The sequence below is a fragment of the Limosilactobacillus rudii genome (genome assembly GCF_014145455.1).
Lineage (GTDB): Bacteria > Bacillota > Bacilli > Lactobacillales > Lactobacillaceae > Limosilactobacillus > Limosilactobacillus rudii.
Genome location: NZ_JACIVB010000056.1, coordinates 1 through 26,296 on the forward strand (window position 1 = coordinate 1; position 26,296 = coordinate 26,296).

Genomic DNA, 26,296 nt, shown 5'->3' on the forward strand with positions numbered 1-26,296 from the left:
CCAAGACGCTCCAGTTAATTCAAAGTGATTAAGTTGTCGAACCGCCGTATACGGAACCGTACGTACGGTGGTGTGAGAGGTCGATAATTGAATTAATCAATTATCTCCTACTCGATTTCTTCAGCAGCGTTTTTTAATTGATCTTCATGCTGACCAAAGCCTTTTCCTTCAGCAGCGAACCGCTTGTCACCCTTATAAAGTTCAACACATGTCCAGATTAATAATACAAGGATAACAATAATTGTGATGTAAGCTAAAACATCTGAGGTGCCTTTTGACCAAAGTCCGAAGCCTTCGTAAGTAGCAGGAAGGTTAATTAAGTTTAAGAAGGTAAGAGCGATTACAGAAACCCATCCGCAGACTTTAACCCATCCACGGTTCTTAAATTCACCCATTTCGACTTCACTGTTAGTCATCATTAGTAATGGCAGCATTGAGAATGGAAGGGCGAATGCTAAGAATACCTGCGAGTTTTCCATTAAAAGGTTTAAAGCTGTGTGTTGTTGAATAGTATTTTCACCACTAGTCATAGCTACACAAGCAAGAACAGGGATAACGGAAATAATTCGTGTCACAAGCCGCCGTGCCCAAAGAGGCATCTTCATGTGAATAAATCCTTCCATGATAACTTGTCCAGTTAAAGTACCAGTAATGGTTGAATTCTGACCAGAAGCAAGGAGGGCAACGGCAAATAGTGTTGATAATACTCCTGATTTAGCAACAGCAATTAAAACTGGGTTACTGAGCATTGAAGTATTATTTAAAGCATCATATAAACCGAAGAAAGAACTATCTTGAACAGCACCAGTCTTAAATACAGCAACCCCCATGATTAAAAGAAGGGAGTTAACAATGAATGCAAGGGATAATTGAATATTTGAATCCCAAGTTGTAAAACGAACTGTTTGACGAATACTATCTAAATCGTTATGATCAATTTTTCGTGTTTGTGAAATAGCAGAGTGAAGGTATAAGTTATGTGGCATAACAGTTGCCCCAATAATACCTAAAGTACCAGTTAATGGGGTAATTCCACCGATTTCTGGGTGTTGCGCAATGGCTTTTGCTGATGGAAGCAAGCCCATGAACACGCCACCCCAGTTAGGGTTTGAAAGTGCTACTTGGTATGCGAAAACGAATAAGATAACTAAAATTAAACAAGCAACAATTGCTTCAATTTTTCGGAAACCAATCTTGGTTAACAAGAGCAGTACTAAAACGTCCAGAACAGTAATAAATACAGATGGGATTAATGGAATATGGAATAACAAGTTTAAAGCGATGGCGGCACCGATAACTTCAGCAATATCGGTAGCCATAATAGCTAACTCGGTCATAATCCATAAAATAATACCTAATGCTTTACCGGTACGTGCCCGTGTTGCCTGAGCAAGGTCCATTTGACTCACGATTCCGAGTTTAGCCGCCATGTATTGAAGTAACATCGCAATCAAACTTGAAATCAAGATAGTAGTCATTAAGGTATATTGAAAACTTTGTCCACCGGTGATAGAAGTTGACCAGTTACCTGGATCCATGTATCCAACAGCAACTAGTGCACCAGGACCAGAGTAAGCAAATAATGTCCGCCAAAATCCCTTTCCATGAGGAACTTCGACTGTTCCATTAATTTCTGCCAGTGATTTACCGTTAGCATACTCAATTAAGTGATGCTTACGGTGTTGATTTTTTGTGTCGTCCACGCCAAATCCACCTTTCGTTTAAGTTTTGTTAATTAAATTGGAAATCATAATTAACCTAGTTCGAATACTTTGTTAGGGTAACATAAAAAAATATATCCCGCAATGGAAAATTGCCGTTATATTGCCTTTTGAAGGGCGATTGAGGGCTAATGAGTGATAATGTTTGGCTTGCCTAATAGTGGTTAAGCGCTTACTTTGATTTTAAAGATTTTTTTAAATAGTTGCTGTGTAACTATTTATTTATAGTAGAAAAATTTTATTATTTAATATTTTTACTTAGCGACTTTGTGAAAACACCTTGATTAATTAGAACATCGGTAAAACCATTTAGTTTGAAAGCAAAGTTTGAACAAAACTTAGTGAAGAAAAAAATCTCAAAAATTTATGAATTTTTAATGAATGCTGTTAAATGGGCGTTTGTTAACTATATAAGTTGATGGGTTTAACGTTTTAGTAGTAGAAAAAGAATGTGATATAATTGCTGGACGTTTGACAATTAAGGCGTTTTCACACTATACTAGCTCTTGACAAATGATTAAATTCACAAGAGAGGTATCTGAATATGAAAGCACTTGTTTTAACAGGTAAAAAGCAACTTGAAATTGAAGACATTAAAGAACCTGAAATTAAACCAAATGAAGTTTTAATTCATACTGCTTATGCAGGTATTTGTGGTACTGACAAGGCATTATATGCTGGACTTCCTGGTTCCGCATCTGCTGTTCCTCCAATTGTATTAGGACATGAAAACTCAGGTGTTGTTGCCAAGGTTGGCTCAGAGGTTACTAACGTTAAGGTTGGCGACCGAGTAACTGTTGACCCTAACATTTACTGTGGACAATGTAAGTACTGCCGGACACAACGTCCAGAATTATGTGAACATCTTGATGCCGTTGGTGTTACTCGTAATGGAGGGTTTGAAGAATACTTCACTGCTCCTGCCAAGGTTGTATACCCAATTCCTGATGATGTTTCATTAAAGGCTGCCGCAGTTGTTGAACCAATTTCATGTGCAATGCACGGTGTTGATTTACTTGAAACTCACCCATACCAAAAGGCTTTAGTGTTAGGTGATGGTTTTGAAGGACAATTATTTGCTCAGATCTTAAAGGCTCGTGGTGTTCACGAAGTTACTTTAGCAGGACGCTCTGATGAAAAGCTTGAAAACAACCGTAAGCACTTTGGTGTTAAGACGCTTAACACTACTAAGGAAGAAATTCCTGCTGATGCATTTGATATTGTTGTCGAAGCTGTTGGTTTACCTGCAACTCAAGAACAAGCACTTGCTGCTGCGGCCCGTGGTGCACAAGTATTAATGTTTGGTGTTGGTAACCCTGATGACAAGTTCTCAGTAAACACTTATGATGTATTCCAAAAGCAACTTACTATCCAAGGTGCCTTCATCAACCCTTACACATTTGAAGATTCAATTGCCCTTCTTGCTTCAGGTGTTGTTGATCCGCTTCCACTCTTCTCACATGAATTAGATCTTGATGGTGTCGAAGACTTTGTTAGTGGTAAGTTAGGCAAGGTTTCAAAGGCTGTTGTTAAAGTTGGCGGCGAAGAAGCTTAATCTTTTTTTGATAAATATTAAATAAAAAGTAATCCCTTCATTCTCTCGTTGGTATATGTGCGGAACTATTATATTCCGTACTTGTGCTAACGAGAGTTTTTATTTTCTTAATATTTTGCACTTATGTTGACACGGTGTCACTCGGGTGTTAAAGTTAAGCTACATTGACAAGTGACACGGTGTCACTTAAGGCTGGAGGACAATAATGCCTAGTGCAACATTTCAGAATTTAAATTTGGAAAAGAAAAATCATATTAATGATGCATTGTTAACGGAATTTAGTAATCATAGTCTCGCAAGTGCTCAGGTAGCACGAATTGTAAAACAGGCAGCAATTGCTCGTGGGGCATTTTATAAGTATTTTGATAATTTACAGGATGCGTATCAGTATTTATACCACGTCGCGATTAAGGATATTCATACCCCGATTACGAGGGCGAATCATCTCTTAACTGCGGATGATTATGTTAAACAAATTCGCGATTTTGTCGATGAGATTAACGGTAGTCGGTATCGTGATTTTATGAAATTGCATTTTCAAACTAATGAAGGCCTATTGAGGGATGAGTCCAATCCAATGATAAAACCACATGGTGCTCTTGAGTGGGGAGTAATGGTATTAAGCCATGAAACAATTAAAGATTGTCTCCTTCAACCAGCAAAACAAGATGAGGCAATAGAAAGGTTGGCTAAAGCGTTATCCGCGTTATTGCAATAGGAGGTAAAGAGTATGTTTTTAGCACTAAAAGAAATGAAACATGAGAAACTCCATTATGGCTTAATTACGGCCATGATTGTTTTAATTAGTTACTTAATGTTTTTCTTAATGGGAATGATGTTAGGATTGCAAAATGAAAATGATGCCGCAATTAAGGAGTGGGATACGCAAACCGTTCTCTTAAATAAAAATAGCAATGATAATCTTAGTCAATCATTAATTACCCGTGACCAATTACCAGCAAAGGAACAAAAAGAAACAGCACTTGTTGGGCAAGCGCCGGTGGTATTAAAAGCGCATGGTGCTAGTAAAGAGAGTGTGCAGTTTGTTGGACTTGATCCAGATCAATTTATTTCCCGGGAAAAATTAAAAATAGCCAGTGGTCACAAAGTAGAAAAAAGCAATGAAATTGTTGTTGATGAGAGCTTGAAAAACGATGGCTATCATTTAGGCGATAAGGTAACAATTAACTCACAACAAGATAAATATAAAATCGTAGGCTTTGTAAAAGATGCAAAATTGAGCGTTGCACCAGTAATTTACGGTGATTTATCGGCGTGGCGGAATATACGTGGTGTAAATAATCAAGCAGTTGCAAGTGGAGTATTTTCAGATCGGCAATTAAGTAAAGAAAGTTATCCTAAATTAGAACATTATAGTGTTAAAGAGTTTATTAACAAATTACCTGGATATTCAGCACAGAATAATACATTTACCTTTATGATTGGCTTTTTAATGGTCATCTCACTAATTGTTATTGCGGTTTTCCTATATATATTAACGATGCAAAAAATAAGTCACTATGCCGTAATGCGTGCGCAGGGGATTCCTGCTCGACACCTGGTTTTAGCGACAATTACTCAATCTGTTATTTTGATGGTATGCGGAGTACTAGGTGGAATTCTATTAACCTTCATTACTAAATTAGTTATTCCAACTTCGGTACCGGTTATTATGAATTGGCCAATAATAGCGTTAATGGCAGTTGGCTTGGTTGCCTTAGGGATGATTGGATCACTTTTACCAGTACGGATGATTGTAAAAATTGATCCTGTAAAAGCACTAAATTAATGTAGGAGGTAAAGCTTATGCCAACAATGGAAATTCGAAATGTTAATAAATATTATGGACAAGGTATCAGTCGGGTTCATGTTTTAAAAGATGTTAATTTTGTTGCTAATGCAGGTGAGATGAACCTTATTCTGGGGCCGTCTGGTTCAGGGAAAAGTACTTTCTTAACGATTGCTGGAGGACTACAAACTCCAACGTCGGGTGAAGTTTTAATTGATGGGATTAACTTACAGAAATTATCACCTAAGAAACGCGATGAATTACGTTTAAAGAAAATTGGATTCATTCTCCAATCCTATAATTTACTTCCTTATCTGGATGTTGCCGATCAGTTCAAGCTGGTAGATAAAATAAAGAAAAGCGGTAATGTTTCGCGTGAAGCATTTGAAGAATTGTTACAAAAATTAGCGATCAAAAATCTTCTGAAGCAATATCCTTCTGAATTATCTGGGGGACAGAATCAACGGGTTGCAATTGCGCGTGCACTATATACTGATCCCCAAATAATTCTTGCTGATGAACCAACAGCAGCTCTTGACAGCAATTTAGTAAAAACAGTTGGTCAGTTGTTTCAAAATATGGCAAAAGAAAAAGGAAAGGCGGTAATTGCTGTTACCCACGACTTACGACTGCAAAAATATGCCGACCATATCTACGAATTAGCTGATGGAAGGTTGACCGAGAAAACTGATATTCCCCAGGAAATAATATAAGTAATAGTAAAGGATTATTGAGGAAGTTTAATACTCCCCTTATTGTTGTTATAATTAGTAGACTTATAAATGGTAAGGGGAGGGCAAAATGGCTTTTTTAGAACTAAAAAACATCTATAAATCATACTATCTCGATAAAGAAGAGTTTCCAGTTCTTAAGGGAATCAATCTGCAATTTGACCGTGGTGAATTTGTATCTATTTTAGGTGAATCCGGTGGCGGAAAATCAACCCTTATGAATATCATCGGTGGCCTTGACCGTGATTTTAACGGTGAGGTATTGGTAAACGGTAAAACTTTGGACCATAAAAAAGAAAAGCAGCTTGACAGTTATCGGCGGGCAACAATTGGCTATATCTATCAGTCTTATAATTTGATTTCACATTTAACTGTTCTTGATAATGTTCTCGTAGCGTTAGATATGACAACTTTGTCTAAAGAAGAACGGCACAAAAGAGCGTTAGATTTGCTAGATAAAGTTGGCTTAAAAGATCAGGTAAAGAAGCACCCTAACCACTTGTCAGGTGGTCAAAAACAGCGGGTTGCAATTGCCCGGGCATTAGCCAGCGATCCTCAAATCATAATTGCTGATGAACCGACGGGGGCACTTGATTCTAAGAATACGCAAGAAGTCTTAGAACTTTTAGATAATATTGCTCGTGATGGTAAATTAGTAATTGCGGTAACTCATTCCCAAGAAGTAGCTGATAACGGAACACGAATTGTTCATTTATCGGATGGAAAGATCGATGGTGATGAAAAGTTACGCCCATCATATCCGATTCCAGCTGACCCAACTAATATTACTCCGCGAACTTTGCCGGCAATGGCGAGCTATCGAACAGCATTTAAGCATTTAACTTATAACTTCTGGCGAAATTCATTAATTATGTTAGGAACAGCAATTGGAATTTTTGCTGTACTGCTTTTTAGCGGATTAGGGAATGGGATTAATGGATATATCCAAAACCAGATTAATTCATTAGCTAATCCTCAAGCAATAACAGTTTTTAAGAATACAACCGGAAAGAAAATGACCCAAGAACAGCTTCAATCTTCCCTTGGGCAGACAATGGCTGCGGCTCCGCAATCAATGACAATTAGTGAGCATAATTTAAAACGACTTAGTAAAATTGAGAATGTTTCATCTGTCCAGCCAGGAATACTAGTTAGCGCTTATCAGTTATCTTACAATGGCAACAAACAAAGCGGCACATCACTTAGTACTTGGAGTAAAGCAAATACTGCGGATGCGGTGAAGCATGGTCATCAGCCAAAAAATGGAGAAATTGTCCTAGCAAAGCAGCAAGCAATTCAACTTTCAAGTGCTAAGAACTACAAAAATATGGTCGGTAAGACGGTTAATATATCGTTTAATTGGGTTGACAAGCATAATAATCCAGTACCAATAACCGGGAAATTTAAGGTTGCTGGTATTACAGAAGGTGCTAGCACAACTACAGCAGTTACTTACCATTCAATGCGGCAGTTATTAAATAATGCGAACGCTTCAACAGCCGCTAACGTTGCAACAGTGAATGTGAAGAATCTTGATAAAGTCCAAAGCGTAGCTAATAAGATTGATAACCTTAGGGATGGAAATAATAAACGAGTGCTTGGTGCAGTAACAGTTGGTTCGATTTTAAAGACGGTAAATACTTATGTTCGACTTGCATCAACTGTTCTTGCTTCAATTGCAGGAATTTCACTGCTGGTATCAGCCTTAATGATTATTGTAACAATGTATATGTCTGTATCGGAACGAACAAAAGAAATCGGTATTTTACGAGCATTAGGAGAAAGAAAAAAGGATATTCGACGCTTATTTACATCTGAATCGGTCTTTATTGGGCTATTTTCTGCTCTACTTGCCTTAGTAATTGTGGCGATTGTATCATTGATAATAAACCACGCTCTGTTTGGCTTGATTAAATATAATATTGTTCAAATAACGTTTGGTAATGTTATATTTGCAATAGTAATCGCGATTGTGATTTCATTTATTGCAGCCCTTCTTCCGGCACGACGAGCGGCTAATTTGAATCCAATTGATGCATTAGCTGCTGACTAATTGGTTAGAAACCGGCATTTAAACTGCGTGATAACGCTACTAACTTTGAATAGTTAAGAGACTAGGTTAATTCCTAGTTTTTTTATTTTTAAATTTTATATTAGGCATGCCAAAAAATGATGTATAATTATAGTGGAGGTGTTAAAAGTGACAACAGTTTATGTTCACAATAATAATCAATCACAGACAGTTGCTTGTTCCGATGGTTCGCAAGGGGTAATGCGAATTAGTAATATTGATGTTGCACCGCATTATAGTTTTAAGTTTTATAGTCATGCACATATGGGATTCTGGTTAAACCAAGATCAATTTCATGATGGACAGTCATTAGTTGTAAAGGGTGTTCTTGAAAACGAACAATTTAAGATACAATTTGTTGACTAACTAAAAAGGACGTTTAGAAGTCATATCCTAAGTTAAACTTAGAATGAGTTCTAAACGTCTTTCTTAATTACAATTGGGGGATCCCAATTAATATTCACTAAATTAAATGATTTTTTCTGCATGGCTTAAAACATCGGCGATTAAGGTCATTACCTGTGGATCTTCAAGATGATAGATAACAGTTTTACCTTCTCGTCTTTGTTGAACTAAATTATATTTTCGTAATAGTTGCAGTTGGTGAGAAACCCCCGATTGTTCCCAATTCAACTTCATACTAATTTCTGAAACGCTCATTGAATGTTGAATGAGCAAATATAATAACTGTAATCGTTTTGGATTACCAAGCAACTTGAATAGCTGACTGATTTTGTTAACGTTTGGAATATCAGTTGTCCGACGGTTTACCACGATAAATACCACTTACTTTCTGTAAACTCCCTAATATTAGTTCGTGAATATTAACAATAAACTGCTTACTCTTATTCTAAAACAGAAAATGACGTTTTTAAAACAAAAAAGCAAAAAATATAGCTTTTCTTATACTTTTTGCTTTTACTTGATATAAATATATTTATTGATAAACAATTACAATGATAAGCGTTGCCCGACAAAAATAGTGTAAGGACTTTGCAAATTATTTTTAGCAGCAATTGTCCGCCAGTTTAAGCCATGATATGCTGCAATTTTTGAAAGTGAATCACCGCTTTGAACTGTATAGCTTCCGTGACTTGTATTTGAGCGGTAGCTGTTTACTCGGTTAGTAGCTGTTGAACGAACATTACTTGTTACTCCACCAACTTGTAGCTGCTGACCTACTCGAATTAAGTTAGGATTAGTAATGTGGTTAGCGGAGGCAAGGGTTGTAGTTGTAGTATTGAACCGTACTGCGATTCCGGAAAGAGTATCTCCTTGTTGAACGGTATATGTACCGTTACTTGAATTCGTCTGTCGAGCAGTAGGAGCATTATTTTGCTTAACTGATGTTACACCGTTATTTTGGTTACTTTGACGAATGGTTAAAACCTGACCAACTCGGATTAAGTTAGGGTTGGTAATATGATTTAACTGTGCTAAGTGCGTGTAAGTAGTACTAAACTTACCAGCAATTCCAGAGAGGGTATCACCACGTTGAACGGTATATGTATTTACATTGCTATTGTTTTTCGTTTCGGTTTGTTTAACTGGCGTTGTGGAAGTATTTTGTTGACTAGCATTTTGCCGAACTAATAGCCGTTGACCAACATAAATACGGTTAACATTGTGAATGTCATTTAATGATGCTAACTTACTTACAGTAGTGTCAAATTCACCAGCAATTCGTGATAAGGTATCGCCACCCTTAACAGTGTAGTAACCAGTATTTGAAACAGTTACATTAGTTTCTGGAGTTTGCGCACTGTCTGTTTGCTTATTAGCAACAACTTTACCTGATAACGCAACAGCATCTAATTGGTTTAAATTGTATGTTTGGACAAAACGAATTAAAGTGTTAGCGTAACTTGGATCAGTAGCGTAACCATCCTGACGAAGCTTTCTTGCAACTGAAGCATAATTAGTATCACCAAGCAGGTTGCGGTAACGACTATTTACATTAAGGAAACGACCGTGATCAGCAACTGATTCGGAATTGTTTGCATAAGCGCGGAAGTTAGCATTAACGTAAACGCTACGACCATTGTAGACTTCACGAGTACGCATGGTAATTGAGTTACCATTGTATGAACCCTTGATACCAAAGAGGTTGTGTGCTTGCGTAGAAAGACCAGAACGTCCCCAGCCACTTTCTACAATTGCTTGAGCAACCGTAACGGAAGGGAGAACCTTATATTTATTCCAGCCCTCAATGGCACCAGGAGCAACACTTTGAATAAATGCTTGTTGTGATGCATTATTACTAAAGTGTAAGCTATTAAGATCAGTAGTATTTTCTTGGCTTGCGCTAGTTGCCTGTGGCGTAGCTGGCGTTGCTTGTTTTTGTTCGCTAGCTTGTGAAGATGCCGGAGCTGCAGCAGGAGCAGCGGTTGATGAAGCTTGGCTTGCATTTGCAGCAGTACTACTTTCTGGAGTTGTGCTAGCAGCAGAAGTAGTATTTTGTGAAGCGCTTGAAGCACTGGTGCTATTAGCGTTACTTTGATTGTTTGTGGCAGTAACTGGTTGATCAGAAGATGTCGGAGTATTATCAGCGGCATGAGTAACAGCACCAGTAGTAGTTAATAATGTGACAGCAGTTAATCCAGCAACCATCCATTTTGTTCCGCTTTTATACATTTTGAAATGGGTTGATGGATCACTATTAGATTGATGATTCATTGGCAGAGACTCCTTTTAAATATTAAAATTCTTAAACACAACATTTAGAAGTGGCTTGTTAATCATTTCATAAATTAGAATGCAAAAAAACACTAAAAATGTTTAAGAAGTTCTAAAGATTTCAACTACTATAAACCTAGCATTAATTTCACTTACCGTCAATTTAATATGGAGAAGAAAGGACGGTATGACCTTTAAAACAGGTGTTTAATTCTTGTTAAATCAATAATAAGTTAATTTATATGTTATTTTTATCAATTGAAAAACAATCTGATACAAATGACAGAATAAACATATGTAATTATAATAATTTTTGCAAAATTGTAAATTAAGTTCAAAAATAATCATCGATTGTTCAAATACAGTAAGCTATAATAAAGGAGCTTAAATTATTAATTTATTAAAATTAGTAGTAAACGAGGAGTTATAAAATGGTTGCTAAATTAAAAGATGTCGCCCAGCTGGCTGGTGTTTCAGTAACCACAGTTTCACGGGTAATCAATAACTATGGTTCGCTAAGTCAAAAGACAATTGACAAGGTTCATGCAGCAATGAAGGAGCTTAACTACCAGCCAAATGCGCTAGCACGAGCAATGCAGGGGAAGCCATCCAAATTTGTTGGCTTAATCTTTCCTAATTTAACCAATCCCTTTTTTGCAGAGTTAGCGAATGAATTGGAGCACCAGCTGTTTAAAAAAGGATACAAGACGATTATTGCTTCTTCAGCACAAAACCCGGAAATTGAGCATGAGTATTTAAATATGTTAATGGCTAACCAAGTAGATGGGATTATTTCAAGTTCGCATAACCTTGACATTGACGAATACCACCAATTGACCGCCCCGATTGTTTCGTTTGACCGGTACTTGGCTGATAATATCCCAATTGTGGCAGCAGATAGTTACCATGGGGGTGAACTAGCAGCACAGTACTTGGTTGAACATTATGTAAATCATTTAGCGGTTATTGTCGATGAGGATACATCGGTATCGCCAACAATCAATCGAATTCAAGGCGCACTTGATTTCTTAAATAAGCAAAATATTGAATTTGAACCGTTGGCAATTAAAGATTTAGATCTAAATGCAACTTTTCCTGGTGACTATGATGGCGTCCTTGCTTCAAATGATGTCCAAGCATTAGTAATCTATAATATTTACCGTCAGGCTGGTAAGCAATTGAATAAAGATTTCTTTATTACCGGCTATGATGGATCGCAGTTAATTAGGCGAGTAGCACCATATTTACCTACTGTTATTCAGCCAATTCCGGCATTGGCACAAGAACTGATTCAAACATTAATGAAACGGATTAAATCACCGAATGAAGATGTCAATCCGGCTATAATCCCGGTTGAATTTTATCAGCCAAAGTAAAATACGAGTATTAATCAGCAGGAAGTTGAAAAAGTTTTGTAAGCTATTTTTTGCAATTCAATTTGATGGTTTTATAAAATGAAAGAGGTCGGTGAAAAATTTTACTTTTTCACCGACCTCTTGTTAGTTAAAGCTTACCTGACATGAATCATAACATTACTTGCTTTGCATGAACCGTTGAAGCAATTCGACTTCTTCTGAAGTTACTGGGGTGTTGGACGATTTAATCTCGTGAATCCGTTCAACAGATAAATGACTGCCAAAGGCAACTTCATTATCATTTAAGCCGTTTTCACGTTCAAAGTTGATCAATTCCTGAGCAAGTTCACTCAAATTGTCCATGAAATAAACTCCTCCTTATATAGAATTATTGAATTAATATTATCCTTATGTCCTATTCTAAATCAAGACACGGTTTGTTACCAAAATTTAGTTTAGCACAGTTTGAACTTATCCTAGTAGTTATTTTATTAAATTTATCCGTTAGTTTACTGGATTTGACGACAAGCGGGGAAATTTGTGTGATAATCAAAGTAAATCTTTTTAAGAGAATGGAGTATGGATAAGTTATGAGTTGGAATTGGTTAGGATGGTTATCTTGGATATGTTCAATTCTCTTTTTCTGTTATGTGATTCATTATATTCGAGTACACCAGTTAATGTTGATTGCTAAAACCAAAAAAATAATTGAAAGTAAATTGATAGTTCGCTATGTGGTCTTGTTAATCATATCATTAGTCTGGTTAGGAGGAATGCTTTATTTAACATTCTTTAGACCAGTTGATATCAATAATCATCAAGAAACAACAATGTCGATTACGTATCGACCACTTCAGATGGGAAATAAGTCTGATGATTTTTATTATGTTTTAGCAACTCGAAGTAAGAGTGGCAAGCACCCGATTGTTTCATATACTTACTGGGCTGGAAATGATAAGTATACGACAAATTCACGATTTGGTTCCGTATCTGATGGTTCACGAATTATTAATTTGAGTGCTAGTGCGTTGCCATGGGATAAAAAGCAATTAGCAAAGGAAGACGCTAAAACCGGGCATGCGTTTGCTGCTGTGATGAATGTGAAATACAAGAATACGGTAATGAATGGCCTGGGACTAAAGGCAAACCGTAATGCTGCAACATATACATTACTGCGAGTTCCGTCTGCTGATATGGTTTCTGAGAGATAAAATGAAAAAACAACAAACGGTAAAATTAAAATGGGTGGCACTTGCTAGTCTGTTAAACAACACTGGTGCCGCTTTTTTATGGCCATTAACAACAATGTACCTTCATAATTACCTTGGACAAAGTTTAACGACAGCGGGATTGGTAATGCTTGTTATGTCTCTTGCAATGATGAGTGGTAATTACCTTGGTGGCTGGTTATTTGATCACTGGCGCCAATACCAAACAGCGCTGTTAGGTGTTAGTTTATCAACACTTGCGATTTTTCTCTTGATATTTATTCATGATTGGCCATGGTATGCAGCTTTGATTACGATTAATAGCTTTGGGGATGGGATTAATGCTACCATTGTTAATTCTTATGGTGCAATGGTAAGTGATCATACGTCACGATATGTTTTTAATTATATTTACATGGCATTTAATGTTGGGGTTGTTATTGGAACTTTACTTGTTGGAATTTTATTACCGATTAGTGTAGTTGTTGTTTTCGCAGTTGCAACTATTTTCTATGCCATACTGGCAATCCTAGTAATACTAACTTTCAATGTTGAAATAACCAGGTTGCAAGAAACATCTGATGTCAGGAATCACCAGCAGGTTCCTAAGCAATTACATCGGCGTTGGATTATTCTTGTTTGGTTTATTTTAGTAAATTATATTACGATCCATTTGAGTTATTCTTTATGGGAAAGTGTGATGGCTGTTCACATGACGAATATGGGGATACCCTTCTATGCATATAGTATGTTATGGACATTGAATGGCGTATTGATTATTGTTGGACAACCGTTAGTTAATAAATTGAGTCCGTATATGAGACTATCGACGCAAATTATCATTGGAATATTTATTTTTGCTTGCTCATTCTTTTTATTGATTTTTGCTCGAACATTAGCAGCATTTATAGTAGATTTTATTATTTTAACAATTGGTGAAATGACAAGTTTTGCGGGATTGCCTGCATGGATTACTCAATTGACCAATGTAAACGAAGCAGGTCATTATCAGGGATTGCTTAACATTATGATGTCAATTGGACGGGCGATTGGCCCATTATATGGTGGTTTTATTATTGAAAAGGGAGGTTATCAAATCCTCTTTTTATCTGTCTTTGCGATGATGATCATAACCCTAGTAGTTATCTGTGTTTATCTATTGCACCTTCATCATTTACAGCGGCGCCTTAATTTTGAGAAATAATACCAAAAATGAGAAAGCTATGGTAAAATCACTATGTATTATAAAAGCATTGACGTAGAAACAAAGTGCCTGTGTAATCGACAGGGAACCAGTAGCATTGAGAGCTGGTAATGGGCATGATTCACCTCTACCAGCTGAATAGGTGAAATATAGTAGCTTATTTCGGGTGACCCGTTATCGTCAGAAGTTATATTAAACTTCATGAGGCAGCAATTGCGAGGTTGTTGTAAATAGAGGTGGAACAGTGGTTAATATCGCCCTCTAAGACTTTTAAGTCTTAGAGGGCTTTGTTTTTATACGTAGCGAAAGGGGAACATGAAATGGAATATCAAAAGCCAAAAGGAACAGCGGATATTTTACCGGGAACGACAAGTCTTTGGCAGAAGGTAGAGCAGAACGCACGAGAAGTCTTTAACCAATACGGTTACCGTGGGATTCGAACACCAATGTTTGAAGACTATAATGTATTTTCGCGAAATGTTGGTGATACATCCGATATTGTTGAAAAAGAAATGTATGATTTTCATGATAAGGGTGATCGGCATATTGCGCTCCGTCCAGAGGGAACTGCGGGTGTTGTTCGTGCTTATGTTGAAAATAAACTTTATGGACCGGAATATCCTAAGCCATATAAGGTTTATTACATGGGACCGATGTTTCGGTATGAACGTCCACAGTCAGGGCGGCAACGTGAATTCCATCAAATTGGGGTGGAGGCTTTAAACAATGAGTCACCACAAATTGATGTTGAAGTTATTTCAATGGCCATGGCGCTCTTTAAGAAGTTTGGAGTGCCAAATGTTAAGTTAGTAATTAACACCCTGGGGGACAAGAAGGTTCGCGAAGACTATCGTGAAGCCTTAATCAACTACTTAAAACCACATTATGATGAGTTAAGTAAGGATTCTCAAGAACGGTTATATAAAAACCCATTGCGGGTACTCGATAGTAAGGATGCTGGTGATAAGAAGATTGTTGCTGAGGCGCCATCAATTCTTGAATACCTTGATGATGAATCCCAAGCATATTTTGATGAAGTTCAATCTTTATTAAAGAAGTTAGGGATCGAGTTTGAAATTGATACCAATATGGTTCGGGGGTTAGATTACTACAACCACACTATTTTTGAAATTATGTCAGACTCACCAGTCTTTGGTGGTGGCTTTACTACTGTTTGTGCTGGTGGTCGTTACAATGGATTGATTAGTCAACTCGGCGGTCCTGAAGAAGGTGGAATTGGCTTTGGAATGGGTGTTGAACGATTGATGCTTCTTTTACAAGAAGAAAACCCTGACTTTACTCCTAAAGATCAATTAGATGTCTTCTTTGCAAGTGCAGATGATCAAGGGGATGAATTGGCCTTTGAGGTCCTAAGTAAGGTGCGGCAGCGTGGAATTATTGCTGACAAGGATTATAGCGGTGTAAAGGTTGGTAAGCAAATAAAAGAAGCTTTCCGCCGTAATGCAAAGTATTTTGCTGTTTTTGGTTCGCGGGAAGTAGAAGAAGGAACATTCCAATTGAAAAACGCAACCACTAAAGATGCGGTTGATGTAAAAGTGGCTGACTTTATTGCTAATCCAGCACAATATTTAAAGTAAACAAAAAGAGGCAAGGGAAAATGAGATGGTAGTGTCCATCGTTCTCTTAACCTCTTTTTTAGTTTGTAATTTGATTTAACGGCAAATACTCTTAAGGGCGTCATAGTTAATATTTCGATTCTTGTAGTCAGCTAGTAAAGTGTTAATAAGGCGGTCAAGGTCACGTTGCTCTTTTTCACTTAAAGTGTGGTAAGCAGCTTCAGCGATTTTATCACGACGGATTAACAATTTGTGTGCAACTTGAATGCCTTCATCTGTTAAACGAATTTTGAACTCTTCATTATTAATAACGCTAGTAGTTGCCAGATTATTAGCGACTAATGCTTTAGTTGCATCTTCAAGCTCACTTGGACGATAATCGAAGTCATAAATTAATTGCCGACTTAATAAACCATCTTTATGTTGTCGTAAAATTCGGAGAAGGCGGTGGAAATTATGGCGGTCAGGGTAGCCTGGCAAGCAATATTCGCCGCGGCGTTCTTCTTCAATGTGGACATGGCATTTTAATAGTGATTGGTATTCTTCAAATTCCTTAATATCTAAAAATAACTTAGTTGTTAATTCTGACATAGTACATACCTCCAAATCAATTCACTAAAACTTCCAACATTCATTATAATAATATTAATATTTAGAAAATAATAGTAAAATGCTTTGGCAGTAAATATGTTAATCAACTGCGTATGTCCCCATGTCATTGGCAACGACAATCCGGCCCGCGTGGTCAACACCCTCATTTTTAGTTAAACCGATTTTATTATACGCAAATGTCACGGTAGTGTTAGCTTTAACCGCAGTTCCCATTATTTCTCCTGTATCGGTATTGATTCCTGATGGCATGTCGATTGCTACAATAATTGCATTAGTATTATTGATTTTAGCAATTGCATCAGCATAGGTTCCCTTAATCGGGCGGTCGATGCCAATCCCAAATATCGCATCAACTATTAAAGTAGCGTCATTAAGTGAAGTAAGGTCAGTAGTTTGTGGAATACCATAATATTGACAAATCTTATCTTGCGTTTGGTGTTCGGAAGAAGCATGTGCCGGATTGCCGACATTTAGAATTGTAACTTGAACTCCGGCAATATGGAGCAGGCGCGCAACAGCCAGGCCATCCCCGCCATTATTGCCGCTACCAGCAACGATAACCACTTTCTTGAGATTTAAGGGAAAAGCATGAAGAATTTCATCACGGACAGCTAATGATGCTCGCTCCATTAAAACTAATGAGGGAATTCCAATTGTATTAATTGTATACGAATCATAGTGACGCATTTCTTCTGCAGTAATAATTTTATCAGTCATAGATACAAGCCTCCTGAAATATACTCTAAGCGTACCACTATTAACAGTCTAAATCTAAAAAGGTTACTTGAGTGTAGTAGATGGGATATCGAGGAAACTAGTAATAAAAAAACTGGGAGAAAATAATGTTCTCACCAGTTTTACGAATATTAGTATTGGGATAATTTTAAAAAACTACAGGTTAACTTTTTAGTAAATAATAACCGGCTCGTTTTGTTCAAGATCATGGTATGCTTGTCCGGCAACGCTTGGGTGCATGTTGATACAACCATGAGAACCGTCTTTCAAATAAGCAGTTTTAGACCAGTTGTTTCGCCAACTTGCATCGTGGAAACCACAACCAGTTTCGGTAAATGGTGACCAATAGTTAACCTTACTTGCATAACTTGATCCATCATCGTTTTGTCCACGGAGGACTGATGGACTTTGCTGGTACATAATATACCAGACTCCCTTAGGCGTTTTGTTACCCTCATTATTGGTTCCGCTAACGATATCGGATTCTAGAACGCACTTGCCATCACGGTAGAAGTATGCTCGTTGATCGGCAAGCGAAACTTCAGCATAGGTATTTCCAATTCCATTGTTGGTAGTAACATTGTAACCAAGACCAGTAGTGTTATAGCCGTTTCCCATCAGATCGTGGTCAGCCTTTACTTCTCTTTTTCCGTCAATAATTGCCTTGGTTAAAGAAGCAGCTGCTTTTTTCTCACTGATTTTCCAACCATATGATCCACCAGCAGCAGTTGTAATCTCTGTCCCAGCATGGGTCTTGAATTTGAATGGCTTCCCTAGTGTAGCCTGTTTTTCATTAATTTCTTTTATATGTTTATTTAATGATGTGGTGTCGAAATTATACTTATTATTTTTGTAAGTAGCTTTCGTAATAATCTGGTTACTTGTTAAGTCGTATTTTTTATCTTGGACGAGGTAAGTAACCTTTTTTCCTTTTAGTTTGGCTAATTTTAGCTTTTCGTTTTGTACTGTTTTACTATTAGCTTCAATTGGCTTTTCGTAGTGTAATGTAATGTTGATCTTAGCGCTACCAGCTTGATTGTCTAATTGGCTTAAGGCATTCTTCAAGTTGTATTTATTACCATTGACTGCTGGAATGACTGATACTTTTTCATTTTGGTAAATTGCGTAGGCATCAACGGGGGCCTTACGATTTTTATTTTGACGACTGATTTCTTCGGTCACATTAGCTTTAGCTGCATCAAGGAGCTTTTCATCAAAGTTAGATGGCCTTATCGGTAGGTTGATCTTCTTATGTGAAGGAAATAGTGTGAATTGCTTCTTTAATGCTTGTGAAAATTTGTCTTCATCATTTGAAAAGTCAGGCTTTTGGGCTTTGCTTTGATAAACAAGTTTATTATCAACATATACTTTTGTTGCACCTGAAGTCTCTTTTACTTTATTAAAGGCTTGTTTTGCAGTAAGTCCGCCCACGGCAACGTTATTGATAGTCACGTTCTTGTTAAAATGATTTTTTTGGTGGACAAACATACCGGCGATTATCACAACTAATAAAGCGGCAGCTCCAATTAACCAGTATTTAATATTTAAGCGCATTGTATCTTCCCTCAAATCGAAAATAATTACGTTCCTATCTTAGCACGTAAACCTAATAACACAATGGAAAAGTAGAATATTATAGTTTTTGTCGTTCTTTTAAATAGCGATCGATTCCATCCAAAAGGAATTTAAAGAAGAGGCAGATATTTAGGAGGATAAATACCTTAAAGAAGACATACCAATTGATTATTTTTAATGAGAAGTGCATAAAGTCATAGATAATTACGAGTAAAATAAAAAGAATATTAGCTCGCAAAATATCTTTTGACCATTTATGATTGATAGTATAATGCCAAGTATTTATTAATACCGAAAAAATTGTTTTCATAATGGATCCTCACAATGGACTATAAAAAATTTGCATAGATGATAGCAACAATAAAGAAAAAGAGGGCAGTAAGATATGAAACCTTAAGATTATCTCGCATTGTTAACGCCTTTCTAAAAGAAGATTGAATAAAAAATTCCCTGTAATTATAATAGTGATGTTTTGAATTATCTGTAAAGGAGAAATTAATTTGAACTTACGAGTAAAACATTGGATTTATGGAATATTTTGCTTAGTAATAGCAATAATTGCAATTGGTCCAGAATTACACGCTGCTTCTAATTCTGATGATAAAAAAGCAGTTGTTGAATCGCAAGTGAAAGAAGAATCGGTCAAAGGGAAAATGTCCCCTAGTAGTGAGGGGCATATGCGAACGCCAATTGACTGGCATAAGTCATCAGAGACGATTCCTTACCCCGATTTAAGTAAAGTAAAGAATTTTTGGGTTAAAGTAGATTTAAAAAAGAATCGGACCTACTTATATGATGGTTCAAAGATTATTTATACGATGTACAGTACTGGCGGAATTTATGAAAAGGATTCTAAAACAGGTAAGATGAAGAGTGCTACGCCAACTGGGACCTTTTATGTTCAGCAAGAACGTGGAGATAACTTCTTTAATCAGTCCTTAAAAGAAGGAGCCAATTATTACGTTTCATGGAAGAATCATGGTGAGTACCTTTTTCATAGTGTTCCAACCAAAGCAGATGGTCAATATAACGAAAAAGAAGCTGCCAAGTTAGGTAAGACCCAGGGATCACATGGGTGTATACGGCTTTCAATCCCCGATGCACAATGGATGGAGCATAATTTGCCAGTAGGTACCAAAGTTGAAATCGTGGGCTAAGTTCGTAAAACAAGTATTTTTAGCCCAATCAGGATTAAGTTGATGATTACAAGGCAACCTATTCCTTGGAGCAGGGATACTCTAACGAGGGGAAGAAAGTAGGCAATAAGGTTATAGCAAATCATCACAATAATTAGAAGTAAGTCATTGCCTAGCAAATGGTTAAAAAAACGGCCTTGTGATAATCTTGCAAGCATTTTAATAGTCCTCCTTAATTAATAACGGGGTGTTTTCAGGAATACCTTGAAGCCATTTGGCATCTGGCTTGGACACTTGAATTGTGTTTTTAATTGGTGGTATTTTTTGTAGGCAACGAGGGACATGGTGGTTATCCATATCCGTAAGTGGAGTTTCAATATAGTTACCGTTGCTGATACCAAGCCAGTATTTAGCAGTTGCTTGCTGTGAACCGCTGATATGGTAAATTTGTTGCCCGCGTGCATGGAGAATACGAAGTGGGTGATTTTGCGCTGGTAAATTTACTTGGGCGTGAATGATATAAAGAACATGGTGGTTTTTGGTATCAACGACGAAAATTTTATGGGGCTTTTTAAGGGCAATAAGCGCTAGTTGTTTTTTCTCAATCTTGGGATACGTCCATTTTTCTGATGCGCGGTGGGTATTTGGCGAACGGAGCCGATTATAACTGATGATTTGACTTGCTCTAGAAGCTTGAGGAATAAAATTACCAGTATGGTATGTATAAATATTAAAGATAAAAACAAAAATGAAGAATAGGCTAATCGATATAATGAGCATGTGTTTTAGTTCTTTATTCATAACAAATTCCTTTATTATTTATTACTAAGTTTATCTTACCGTACTTGAAGGACATAGGAGAATAGATTTCATGAAAAAATTCACAATTTTTATTTTATCCTTATTTACCGTACTGACTTTAAGCGCGCAAACGGTAATGGCTAGTAATCGAATTGATGCTTCAGCGGCGATAATGGCCGATGCGTCAACCGGGCAAATTATTTATAAACAAAATGCAGATAAACCTCTACCTGTTGCTTCAATCACCAAACTACTAACTATTTTGGTAATTGAGGATGAAATCCAACAAAAACAGCTTTCATGGGATACGCAAGTTAAAATAACCCCAGAGATTGCTGAAATTTCTAATGATCCCTCCTATTCAACGATTGGCCTAAAAGAAGGTCAGTCTTATTCCGTGCGGACGCTTATTAATGCAGCATTAGTTAAATCTGCTGATGGGGCAACTGTTGCCTTAGCAAGTGCTACTGGTGATGGAACAGATGAGTTTAACTTAAAAATGATGCAGAAAGCTAAAAAAATCGGAATGACTAATACAAATATTGTTAACTCGGTTGGGTTAGACAATGGTGACATGAAAAGCTTCAAATTAGCTGACCTTCCTAGTAATGCTTCAAATACGATGAGTGCTCGAGATGTTGCTATTTTGTCGCAGTATCTTGTAAAACATTATCCAGAGCTTTTGCAGATTACAGCACAAAAGCAGGCTAAGTTTCAGATCTCAAAAGGTCAAGTAAAAGTAGAGCAAAATCTAAATAAGATGTTACCAGGAGACCAATATACGGTAAAAGGGGTGACGATTGATGGCCTTAAGACTGGTACATCCGATAGCGCGGGCGCTTGCTTTGCTAGTACAGGAAAATATCGGGGACATCGGATTGTTACTGTCGTTCTTCATTCAAAGGGGGATGATAAGGATAATCGCTTTAAAGCTACCCAGGAACTATATAAAATTTTGAAAAATGAGGAACACCTTCAAGATATTAAGGTGCCCGCTTCTGTAACGACACGTAGGGTTGCCGATGGAGCAGCGAGAACAATGGAATTAGGGCCACGTCAAGTGACAATTTGGAGCCCTTATGATACTAAGACAAATTATACGATTGGAACCGAATATAAGAAAAATCTTTTAGATAAAAAGAAACGTTTGACCGCTCCAATATGGAAAGGTGAACGTGTCGGGAGTTTGCGGATAACAAGTGACCAATTAGAGACTCTGAATGGTGAACCGCTAGTGTATTCTTTGTATAGCGCGGATGATGTGCGGCGGGGGAATTTTTGGCAACGATTGTTACATTAACAAAGGGGAATGATGATGAAAAAGAGCTATCGTGGAATTCTAGCGACGATAATAGTCGTCATTGTTGCAATAGTTGGTAGTGCAGTTTGGCATCAACAAAAACATAGTAAATATATTCAATCGACGACGCCAACTTTATTTTTCCATGGTGGTGGCAGTAGTTATCATGCTGAAGAGCAAATGGTAAACGCAGCTAAAAAAGCTGGTGTTACTAATACTATCCTTCGGGCAAACGTTGATCGAACGGGCAAAGTTACTTTACATGGTTCAATGCATAAAGGAGCAATTAATCCAATCGTTGAAGTAAACTATGAGAATAATCGTCAACTGGATTTTAATAAGCACGGCGAGTACGCAACAAATGTCGTTACCGCGTTACAAAGACGGTATAAGATTACCAAAATTAATATGGTAGGTCATTCCCTGGGAAATATTTCGATTATTTATTACATGTTGCAAAATGGTCAAAATCCCCAAATGCCCCAGTTACAAAAGCAGGTTGATATTGCGGGACATTTTGCAGGATTGACATTTAAGCAGGTTCCTACTGCTATCCAGCAACCGGCAGGGATGAAACTTAATAAAGATGGTAAACCGAATAAAATGAATGCTACTTATCAACAAATGACGCGCGCACGTCAAACATATCCTAAAGGGAAGGTAGCCGTCCTTAATATTATTGGAGATATTGGTAACCATACCGATGGACGGGTTGATAATATTTCTTCTTTATCGCTTAAATATTTAGTTGGTTCGCGTGCAAAATCATACCGCGTTCTCAAGATTACCGGGAAGGACGCTCAACACTCAAAACTACATGATAATGCGCAAGTAGACAAAGCGCTAATTAACTTTTTATGGGGAAAATAGCCAAAAATTATAGGCAAAATATTATTTAAACTAAAAGAGAGAACACATGTTAAAAATAGACAATGTATCAAAAAGCTTTTCTAACGTTTTAGCAGTAAAAAACTTGAGCTTTGAGGTTAAGCGAGGCGAAGTAGTAGGGGTAGTCGGACAAAATGGAGCTGGTAAGTCCACAACATTCAAAATGATTTTAAACTTTCTTTCGCCAGATGCCGGTGAGATAACTATAAACTCTAAAAAGCTAAAAAATGATTTTTTAGATAATATTGGATATTTGCCAGAAGAACGTGGCTTATATTTAGATATGACTATCAAACAGCAGGTATTATATTTTGCTCAATTGCATAATTATAGTAAAACGAAGGCGAGTAAAGAATTATCTTATTGGTTGGAGCGTTTAGCAGTAAAAGGTACTGAACGTACATTAATAAAAAATCTATCGAAAGGTAATCAGCAGAAGGTTCAATTGATTACAACACTAATTCATAAACCGAAGATAGTAATACTTGATGAGCCTTTTTCAGGGTTAGACCCAGTAAATATTAGCCTTTTAATTAAGATTGTAAAACAATTAAAAAAAGAAGGAACAGCAGTTATCTTTTCTTCACATAATATGAATAATGTAACAGAGGTTTCTGATAAAATTCTTATGTTAGTAAACGGTGAACAAAAGCTGTATGGGCCAGTTAACCAAGTTAGATCGAAATTTGAAAAAAATAAGGTTTACTTAGAAGGTATCTTTAATACATTAAGTCCTTCAAATTTTTCAGGGATACTCAATCAAAAAGATGATTTTCCAGGTAAAGTATTAACATTTAATTCAGAAGAAAATGCAAGAAAAGCTATTAAAAAGGCTAAGGCAGAACCGTCATTAACGGGTTATCGTTTGTTAGAGCCAACTCTTGATGATATTTTTAGAAGGATTATTAAGGAGGAGGCTATGAAAAATGCATAAAATATTTGTAGTAGCAAAAATGGTTTTTAAAAAGAGAGTTCTATCGCCAACATATTATTGGATGATATTAGCCCCTATCCTTTTAATAGTCATTGGAATTGGATTCACTAAATATATTGATAATCAAAATTCAGATCATAAAGCAATAATTGCTGTTGTAGCAGATAAAAATATACAAGAGGCATTAAAAAAACAAAAAGCTTCAACATATAAAGTCAACTCTAAGATTAATACCCATAATAAGAATAAGTTAAAAATTGATTTAGCTGACGGTGTAGTTGATGGAATTATATATATTAATAACGATTTTTCTAAAGTAGATTATAAATATAATGCAAGTACTGATTCAAGCGATCCAACTAATGAGTTAAAGAAAAACATAACATTGCTTAAATCACAATACATGGCAAGCAATGCAGGCCTCAGTGAAAATCAATGGCAAAATATTATAAAAGATGTAAAAGTACGGAAGGAAAATGTTAATTATGATGGTAATACAGTTAAATTAAATAACTCAGAATCTGCACAATATTTTAGCGAATTCGCAGTTATTATTGCATTTTTCTTTTTAACTAGTTACATAAGCATAACGGGTGCTGAGATTGGAAATGAAAAGGGAAATCATTTAATTGAAGGTTTGACAGCAGCCATTCCAGCAGATAAACATTATGCTGGAAAAATGATAGGAATTTTTTACTTGATAGGATTTCAATTAATTATATATAGTGTGCTGGGAGGACTAGGATATTTAATTTTAAAAAATATGCATAAACAATTCATAGATTTAAATAAATATCTAAGTGGAATAAGCGCACAATATATAATTGTAGTTGTGATGTTAACAGTTGTATCATTAGCGTTATACATCTTTCTAGCAGCTATTTTTGCTTCATTTGTCTCAAAAGTCGAGGATATTTCACAAGCTACAAGTAGTGTTGCAAGCTTAATGTTAATTCCATATTTTTTAAGTTTCCTTACTCAAAGCAATCCAAACTTAGCAATCTCAAAGATATTGTCTTATGTTCCATATATGAGTCAAGGATTAATGCCAGTGCGAATTGCAAGAGGAGCCGCAACTTATAGAGATGGTTATATTTCGTTGTTGATTTCTATTGTATGTGTGATAATAATGTACCTATTTTCTGCAAAAGTATATAAAAATAATGTTTTTTCCTATAGTAGTGAAACACCTGTAAGAGCAATACTAAAGCGGGTTACAAAATAGTAATAAAAAACCATTAGTATTCAAAGACTGAACGCTAATGGTTTTTGTGTATTTCACTAAAATTATAAATAACTATTTTACATCCGACTGTGATGACAGCGATGATTGCTTAAAAATTGCTTACTATAAGCATCGACGGCACGGAGAGCTTGTGCTACGTCATCAGGAGTAACTGCAAACGGTAAACGATCAATTGTGTCTTGCTCTGAGCAAGCGGCTTCTCCAGCCTTAAGTAATTTTTCATCGGAAACATTCTCAAGGTGAAGGTCAGCCAGGGTTGTTGGTAATCCTAATGATAAGATGAATTGGAAATATTTATTATAACGTTCCTTATCGGCACCTTCGAGCATCAATTGCGTCAGTGTTCCATAAGCAACTTTTTCACCGTGAGTTAAATCGTGCGTTTCTTCAAGAATAGTTAACCCATCATGAATTGCGTGGGCACCTGATAAACCGCCACTTTCGAAACCAAGACCACTCATGAGGGTGTTTGCTTCAATAATCTTATTGAGTGCTGGTGTAACAACATGGCCCTGGGTAGCAGTTACAGCGAGGTGAGCGTAGTCAAATAGGGTATCTTCACACTTTTGAGCAATCGCATTACCAACTAATGTTTGTTTTTCACCAAGCATTGTATCACTATTAGCCTGAGCAACGGCTTGGGCTTCAACATTTGTAGCAAGAGCATCCGCAATTCCAGAAATTAACATACGAACAGGCCCGCCTGCAATAACTTGAGTGTCAACCAATACTAAGTCGGGATTTTGGTTATAGAATCGGTAGTGGTCAAAGCCACCATCATCAGTATAGATAACCGAAAGCCGTGAACAAGGGGCATCATTTGAAGCAAGGGTTGGCATGATTACTACTGGTAAGTGTAAGTTATCAGCGATGGCTTTCGCCGTGTCAACTGTTTTTCCGCCACCGAGGCCGTAAATTACTGAGACATTATTTTCTTTACCAATAGCGGTTACGCGGTCAACTTCATTAGTTGATGATTCTCCATTAAATTGGACGCGGGTAACGTCGTAGCCATTATCTTGTAAGTATTTTTCAAACTTTTGACCAACGATTTTATAAACCGTATTTCCCGCTAATAGTAACGGCTTTTTACCAAAGTTCTGTAAATACTTATCACTTTCAAAAAGAACATCTTTGCCTTGAATATAAGACGATGGTGAACCGAACTCTTCAACCATATAA

General features: G+C 36.7%; 25 protein-coding genes. 15 read left to right on the plus strand and 10 right to left on the minus strand.

Going from position 1 to position 26,296, the window contains the following annotated elements:
• Nucleotides 1-107: 107 nt before the first annotated feature.
• A complete protein-coding gene (locus H5S39_RS07075; RefSeq protein ID WP_182596437.1) occupies nucleotides 108-1,703 on the minus strand; it encodes an Nramp family divalent metal transporter in 1,596 nt (531 codons plus the stop codon).
• Between the two features lie 562 nt (nucleotides 1,704-2,265).
• Between H5S39_RS07075 and H5S39_RS07080 the strand changes: the two genes are divergently transcribed.
• The 6 genes from H5S39_RS07080 to H5S39_RS07105 all read left to right on the plus strand — a co-directional run bounded on the left by H5S39_RS07080 (nucleotide 2,266) and on the right by H5S39_RS07105 (nucleotide 8,233).
• Nucleotides 2,266-3,276, plus strand: a complete 1,011-nt coding sequence (locus H5S39_RS07080; protein ID WP_182596438.1) for a zinc-dependent alcohol dehydrogenase family protein — start codon at nucleotides 2,266-2,268, stop codon at nucleotides 3,274-3,276.
• Between the two features lie 205 nt (nucleotides 3,277-3,481).
• Nucleotides 3,482-3,994, plus strand: a complete 513-nt coding sequence (locus tag H5S39_RS07085) for a TetR/AcrR family transcriptional regulator (protein ID WP_182596439.1) — start codon at nucleotides 3,482-3,484, stop codon at nucleotides 3,992-3,994.
• Nucleotides 3,995-4,006: 12 nt separating this feature from the next.
• Nucleotides 4,007-5,065: an ABC transporter permease gene (locus H5S39_RS07090; protein ID WP_182596440.1), complete on the plus strand. Its 1,059-nt coding sequence runs from the start codon at nucleotides 4,007-4,009 to the stop codon at nucleotides 5,063-5,065.
• Nucleotides 5,066-5,082: 17 nt separating this feature from the next.
• Nucleotides 5,083-5,778, plus strand: a complete 696-nt coding sequence (locus tag H5S39_RS07095; protein WP_182596441.1) for an ABC transporter ATP-binding protein — start codon at nucleotides 5,083-5,085, stop codon at nucleotides 5,776-5,778.
• An 88-nt stretch (nucleotides 5,779-5,866) separates the two neighbouring features.
• On the plus strand, nucleotides 5,867-7,849 hold the full coding sequence (locus H5S39_RS07100) for an ABC transporter ATP-binding protein/permease (protein WP_182596442.1): 1,983 nt from the start codon (nucleotides 5,867-5,869) through the stop codon (nucleotides 7,847-7,849).
• A 147-nt stretch (nucleotides 7,850-7,996) separates the two neighbouring features.
• Nucleotides 7,997-8,233: a hypothetical protein gene (locus H5S39_RS07105; protein WP_182596443.1), complete on the plus strand. Its 237-nt coding sequence runs from the start codon at nucleotides 7,997-7,999 to the stop codon at nucleotides 8,231-8,233.
• 102 nt (nucleotides 8,234-8,335) lie between these two features.
• Here the strand turns inward: H5S39_RS07105 and H5S39_RS07110 are convergent, their stop codons facing one another.
• Both H5S39_RS07110 and H5S39_RS07115 read right to left on the minus strand, forming a co-directional pair.
• Nucleotides 8,336-8,653 (minus strand): ArsR/SmtB family transcription factor, encoded by a 318-nt coding sequence (locus H5S39_RS07110; protein ID WP_076460125.1) that lies wholly within the window; start codon nucleotides 8,651-8,653, stop codon nucleotides 8,336-8,338.
• A 165-nt stretch (nucleotides 8,654-8,818) separates the two neighbouring features.
• Entirely contained in the window at nucleotides 8,819-10,543 is a 1,725-nt protein-coding gene (locus H5S39_RS07115; RefSeq protein WP_182596444.1) for a LysM peptidoglycan-binding domain-containing protein, read from the minus strand.
• Nucleotides 10,544-10,974: 431 nt separating this feature from the next.
• Between H5S39_RS07115 and H5S39_RS07120 the strand changes: the two genes are divergently transcribed.
• A complete protein-coding gene (locus tag H5S39_RS07120) occupies nucleotides 10,975-11,919 on the plus strand; it encodes a LacI family DNA-binding transcriptional regulator (protein ID WP_182596445.1) in 945 nt (314 codons plus the stop codon).
• Nucleotides 11,920-12,075: 156 nt separating this feature from the next.
• Here the strand turns inward: H5S39_RS07120 and H5S39_RS07125 are convergent, their stop codons facing one another.
• Nucleotides 12,076-12,261 (minus strand): LBP_cg2779 family protein, encoded by a 186-nt coding sequence (locus tag H5S39_RS07125; protein ID WP_182596446.1) that lies wholly within the window; start codon nucleotides 12,259-12,261, stop codon nucleotides 12,076-12,078.
• 227 nt (nucleotides 12,262-12,488) lie between these two features.
• Here H5S39_RS07125 and H5S39_RS07130 point away from each other — a divergent pair, with 227 nt between their 5' ends.
• The 3 genes from H5S39_RS07130 to hisS all read left to right on the plus strand — a co-directional run bounded on the left by H5S39_RS07130 (nucleotide 12,489) and on the right by hisS (nucleotide 15,908).
• Nucleotides 12,489-13,109, plus strand: a complete 621-nt coding sequence (locus H5S39_RS07130; protein WP_182596447.1) for an LVIS_2131 family protein — start codon at nucleotides 12,489-12,491, stop codon at nucleotides 13,107-13,109.
• 1 nt (nucleotide 13,110) lies between these two features.
• Nucleotides 13,111-14,310 carry an MDR family MFS transporter gene (locus H5S39_RS07135; RefSeq protein ID WP_182596448.1) on the plus strand — a complete coding sequence of 400 codons (1,200 nt, stop codon included), beginning with the start codon at nucleotides 13,111-13,113 and terminating at the stop codon, nucleotides 14,308-14,310.
• A 320-nt stretch (nucleotides 14,311-14,630) separates the two neighbouring features.
• A complete protein-coding gene (gene hisS / locus H5S39_RS07140; protein WP_182596449.1) occupies nucleotides 14,631-15,908 on the plus strand; it encodes a histidine--tRNA ligase in 1,278 nt (425 codons plus the stop codon).
• A gap of 75 nt (nucleotides 15,909-15,983) precedes the next feature.
• Here hisS and H5S39_RS07145 read toward each other — a convergent pair whose 3' ends face one another.
• The 4 genes from H5S39_RS07145 to H5S39_RS07160 all read right to left on the minus strand — a co-directional run bounded on the left by H5S39_RS07145 (nucleotide 15,984) and on the right by H5S39_RS07160 (nucleotide 19,119).
• Nucleotides 15,984-16,478, minus strand: coding sequence for a hypothetical protein (locus H5S39_RS07145; RefSeq protein ID WP_182596450.1), 495 nt, complete (start codon nucleotides 16,476-16,478; stop codon nucleotides 15,984-15,986).
• A 99-nt stretch (nucleotides 16,479-16,577) separates the two neighbouring features.
• Nucleotides 16,578-17,216 carry an NAD(P)H-hydrate epimerase gene (locus H5S39_RS07150; protein ID WP_182596451.1) on the minus strand — a complete coding sequence of 213 codons (639 nt, stop codon included), beginning with the start codon at nucleotides 17,214-17,216 and terminating at the stop codon, nucleotides 16,578-16,580.
• Between the two features lie 189 nt (nucleotides 17,217-17,405).
• On the minus strand, nucleotides 17,406-18,788 hold the full coding sequence (locus tag H5S39_RS07155) for a L,D-transpeptidase family protein (RefSeq protein ID WP_182596452.1): 1,383 nt from the start codon (nucleotides 18,786-18,788) through the stop codon (nucleotides 17,406-17,408).
• A 79-nt stretch (nucleotides 18,789-18,867) separates the two neighbouring features.
• Nucleotides 18,868-19,119, minus strand: coding sequence for a hypothetical protein (locus H5S39_RS07160; protein WP_220477083.1), 252 nt, complete (start codon nucleotides 19,117-19,119; stop codon nucleotides 18,868-18,870).
• Between the two features lie 190 nt (nucleotides 19,120-19,309).
• Between H5S39_RS07160 and H5S39_RS07165 the strand changes: the two genes are divergently transcribed.
• Nucleotides 19,310-19,966 carry a L,D-transpeptidase gene (locus H5S39_RS07165; RefSeq protein WP_182596453.1) on the plus strand — a complete coding sequence of 219 codons (657 nt, stop codon included), beginning with the start codon at nucleotides 19,310-19,312 and terminating at the stop codon, nucleotides 19,964-19,966.
• A 198-nt stretch (nucleotides 19,967-20,164) separates the two neighbouring features.
• On the opposite strand, the gene H5S39_RS07170 is transcribed toward H5S39_RS07165, so the two are convergent.
• The gene (locus H5S39_RS07170) at nucleotides 20,165-20,746 is read right to left on the minus strand and encodes a hypothetical protein (RefSeq protein ID WP_182596454.1); all 582 of its coding nucleotides are present in this window, start codon (nucleotides 20,744-20,746) and stop codon (nucleotides 20,165-20,167) included.
• Between the two features lie 70 nt (nucleotides 20,747-20,816).
• On the opposite strand from H5S39_RS07170, the gene H5S39_RS07175 reads away from it, so the two are divergent.
• From H5S39_RS07175 to H5S39_RS07190, 4 genes are read left to right on the plus strand one after another with little or no spacing between them, the layout of a single operon-like run.
• Nucleotides 20,817-22,046, plus strand: coding sequence for a D-alanyl-D-alanine carboxypeptidase family protein (locus H5S39_RS07175; protein ID WP_182596455.1), 1,230 nt, complete (start codon nucleotides 20,817-20,819; stop codon nucleotides 22,044-22,046).
• Between the two features lie 15 nt (nucleotides 22,047-22,061).
• Complete coding sequence (locus tag H5S39_RS07180; protein ID WP_182596474.1) at nucleotides 22,062-22,916, plus strand: alpha/beta hydrolase; 855 nt, start codon at nucleotides 22,062-22,064, stop codon at nucleotides 22,914-22,916.
• 46 nt (nucleotides 22,917-22,962) lie between these two features.
• Nucleotides 22,963-23,868, plus strand: a complete 906-nt coding sequence (locus tag H5S39_RS07185; RefSeq protein WP_182596456.1) for an ABC transporter ATP-binding protein — start codon at nucleotides 22,963-22,965, stop codon at nucleotides 23,866-23,868.
• Nucleotides 23,861-25,093, plus strand: coding sequence for an ABC transporter permease (locus H5S39_RS07190; protein WP_182596457.1), 1,233 nt, complete (start codon nucleotides 23,861-23,863; stop codon nucleotides 25,091-25,093). Before H5S39_RS07185 ends, H5S39_RS07190 begins: the two co-directional genes overlap by 8 nt.
• Before the next feature lie 77 nt (nucleotides 25,094-25,170).
• On the opposite strand, the gene H5S39_RS07195 is transcribed toward H5S39_RS07190, so the two are convergent.
• Nucleotides 25,171-26,292 carry a glycerol dehydrogenase gene (locus H5S39_RS07195; protein ID WP_182596458.1) on the minus strand — a complete coding sequence of 374 codons (1,122 nt, stop codon included), beginning with the start codon at nucleotides 26,290-26,292 and terminating at the stop codon, nucleotides 25,171-25,173.
• Nucleotides 26,293-26,296: the final 4 nt, after the last annotated feature.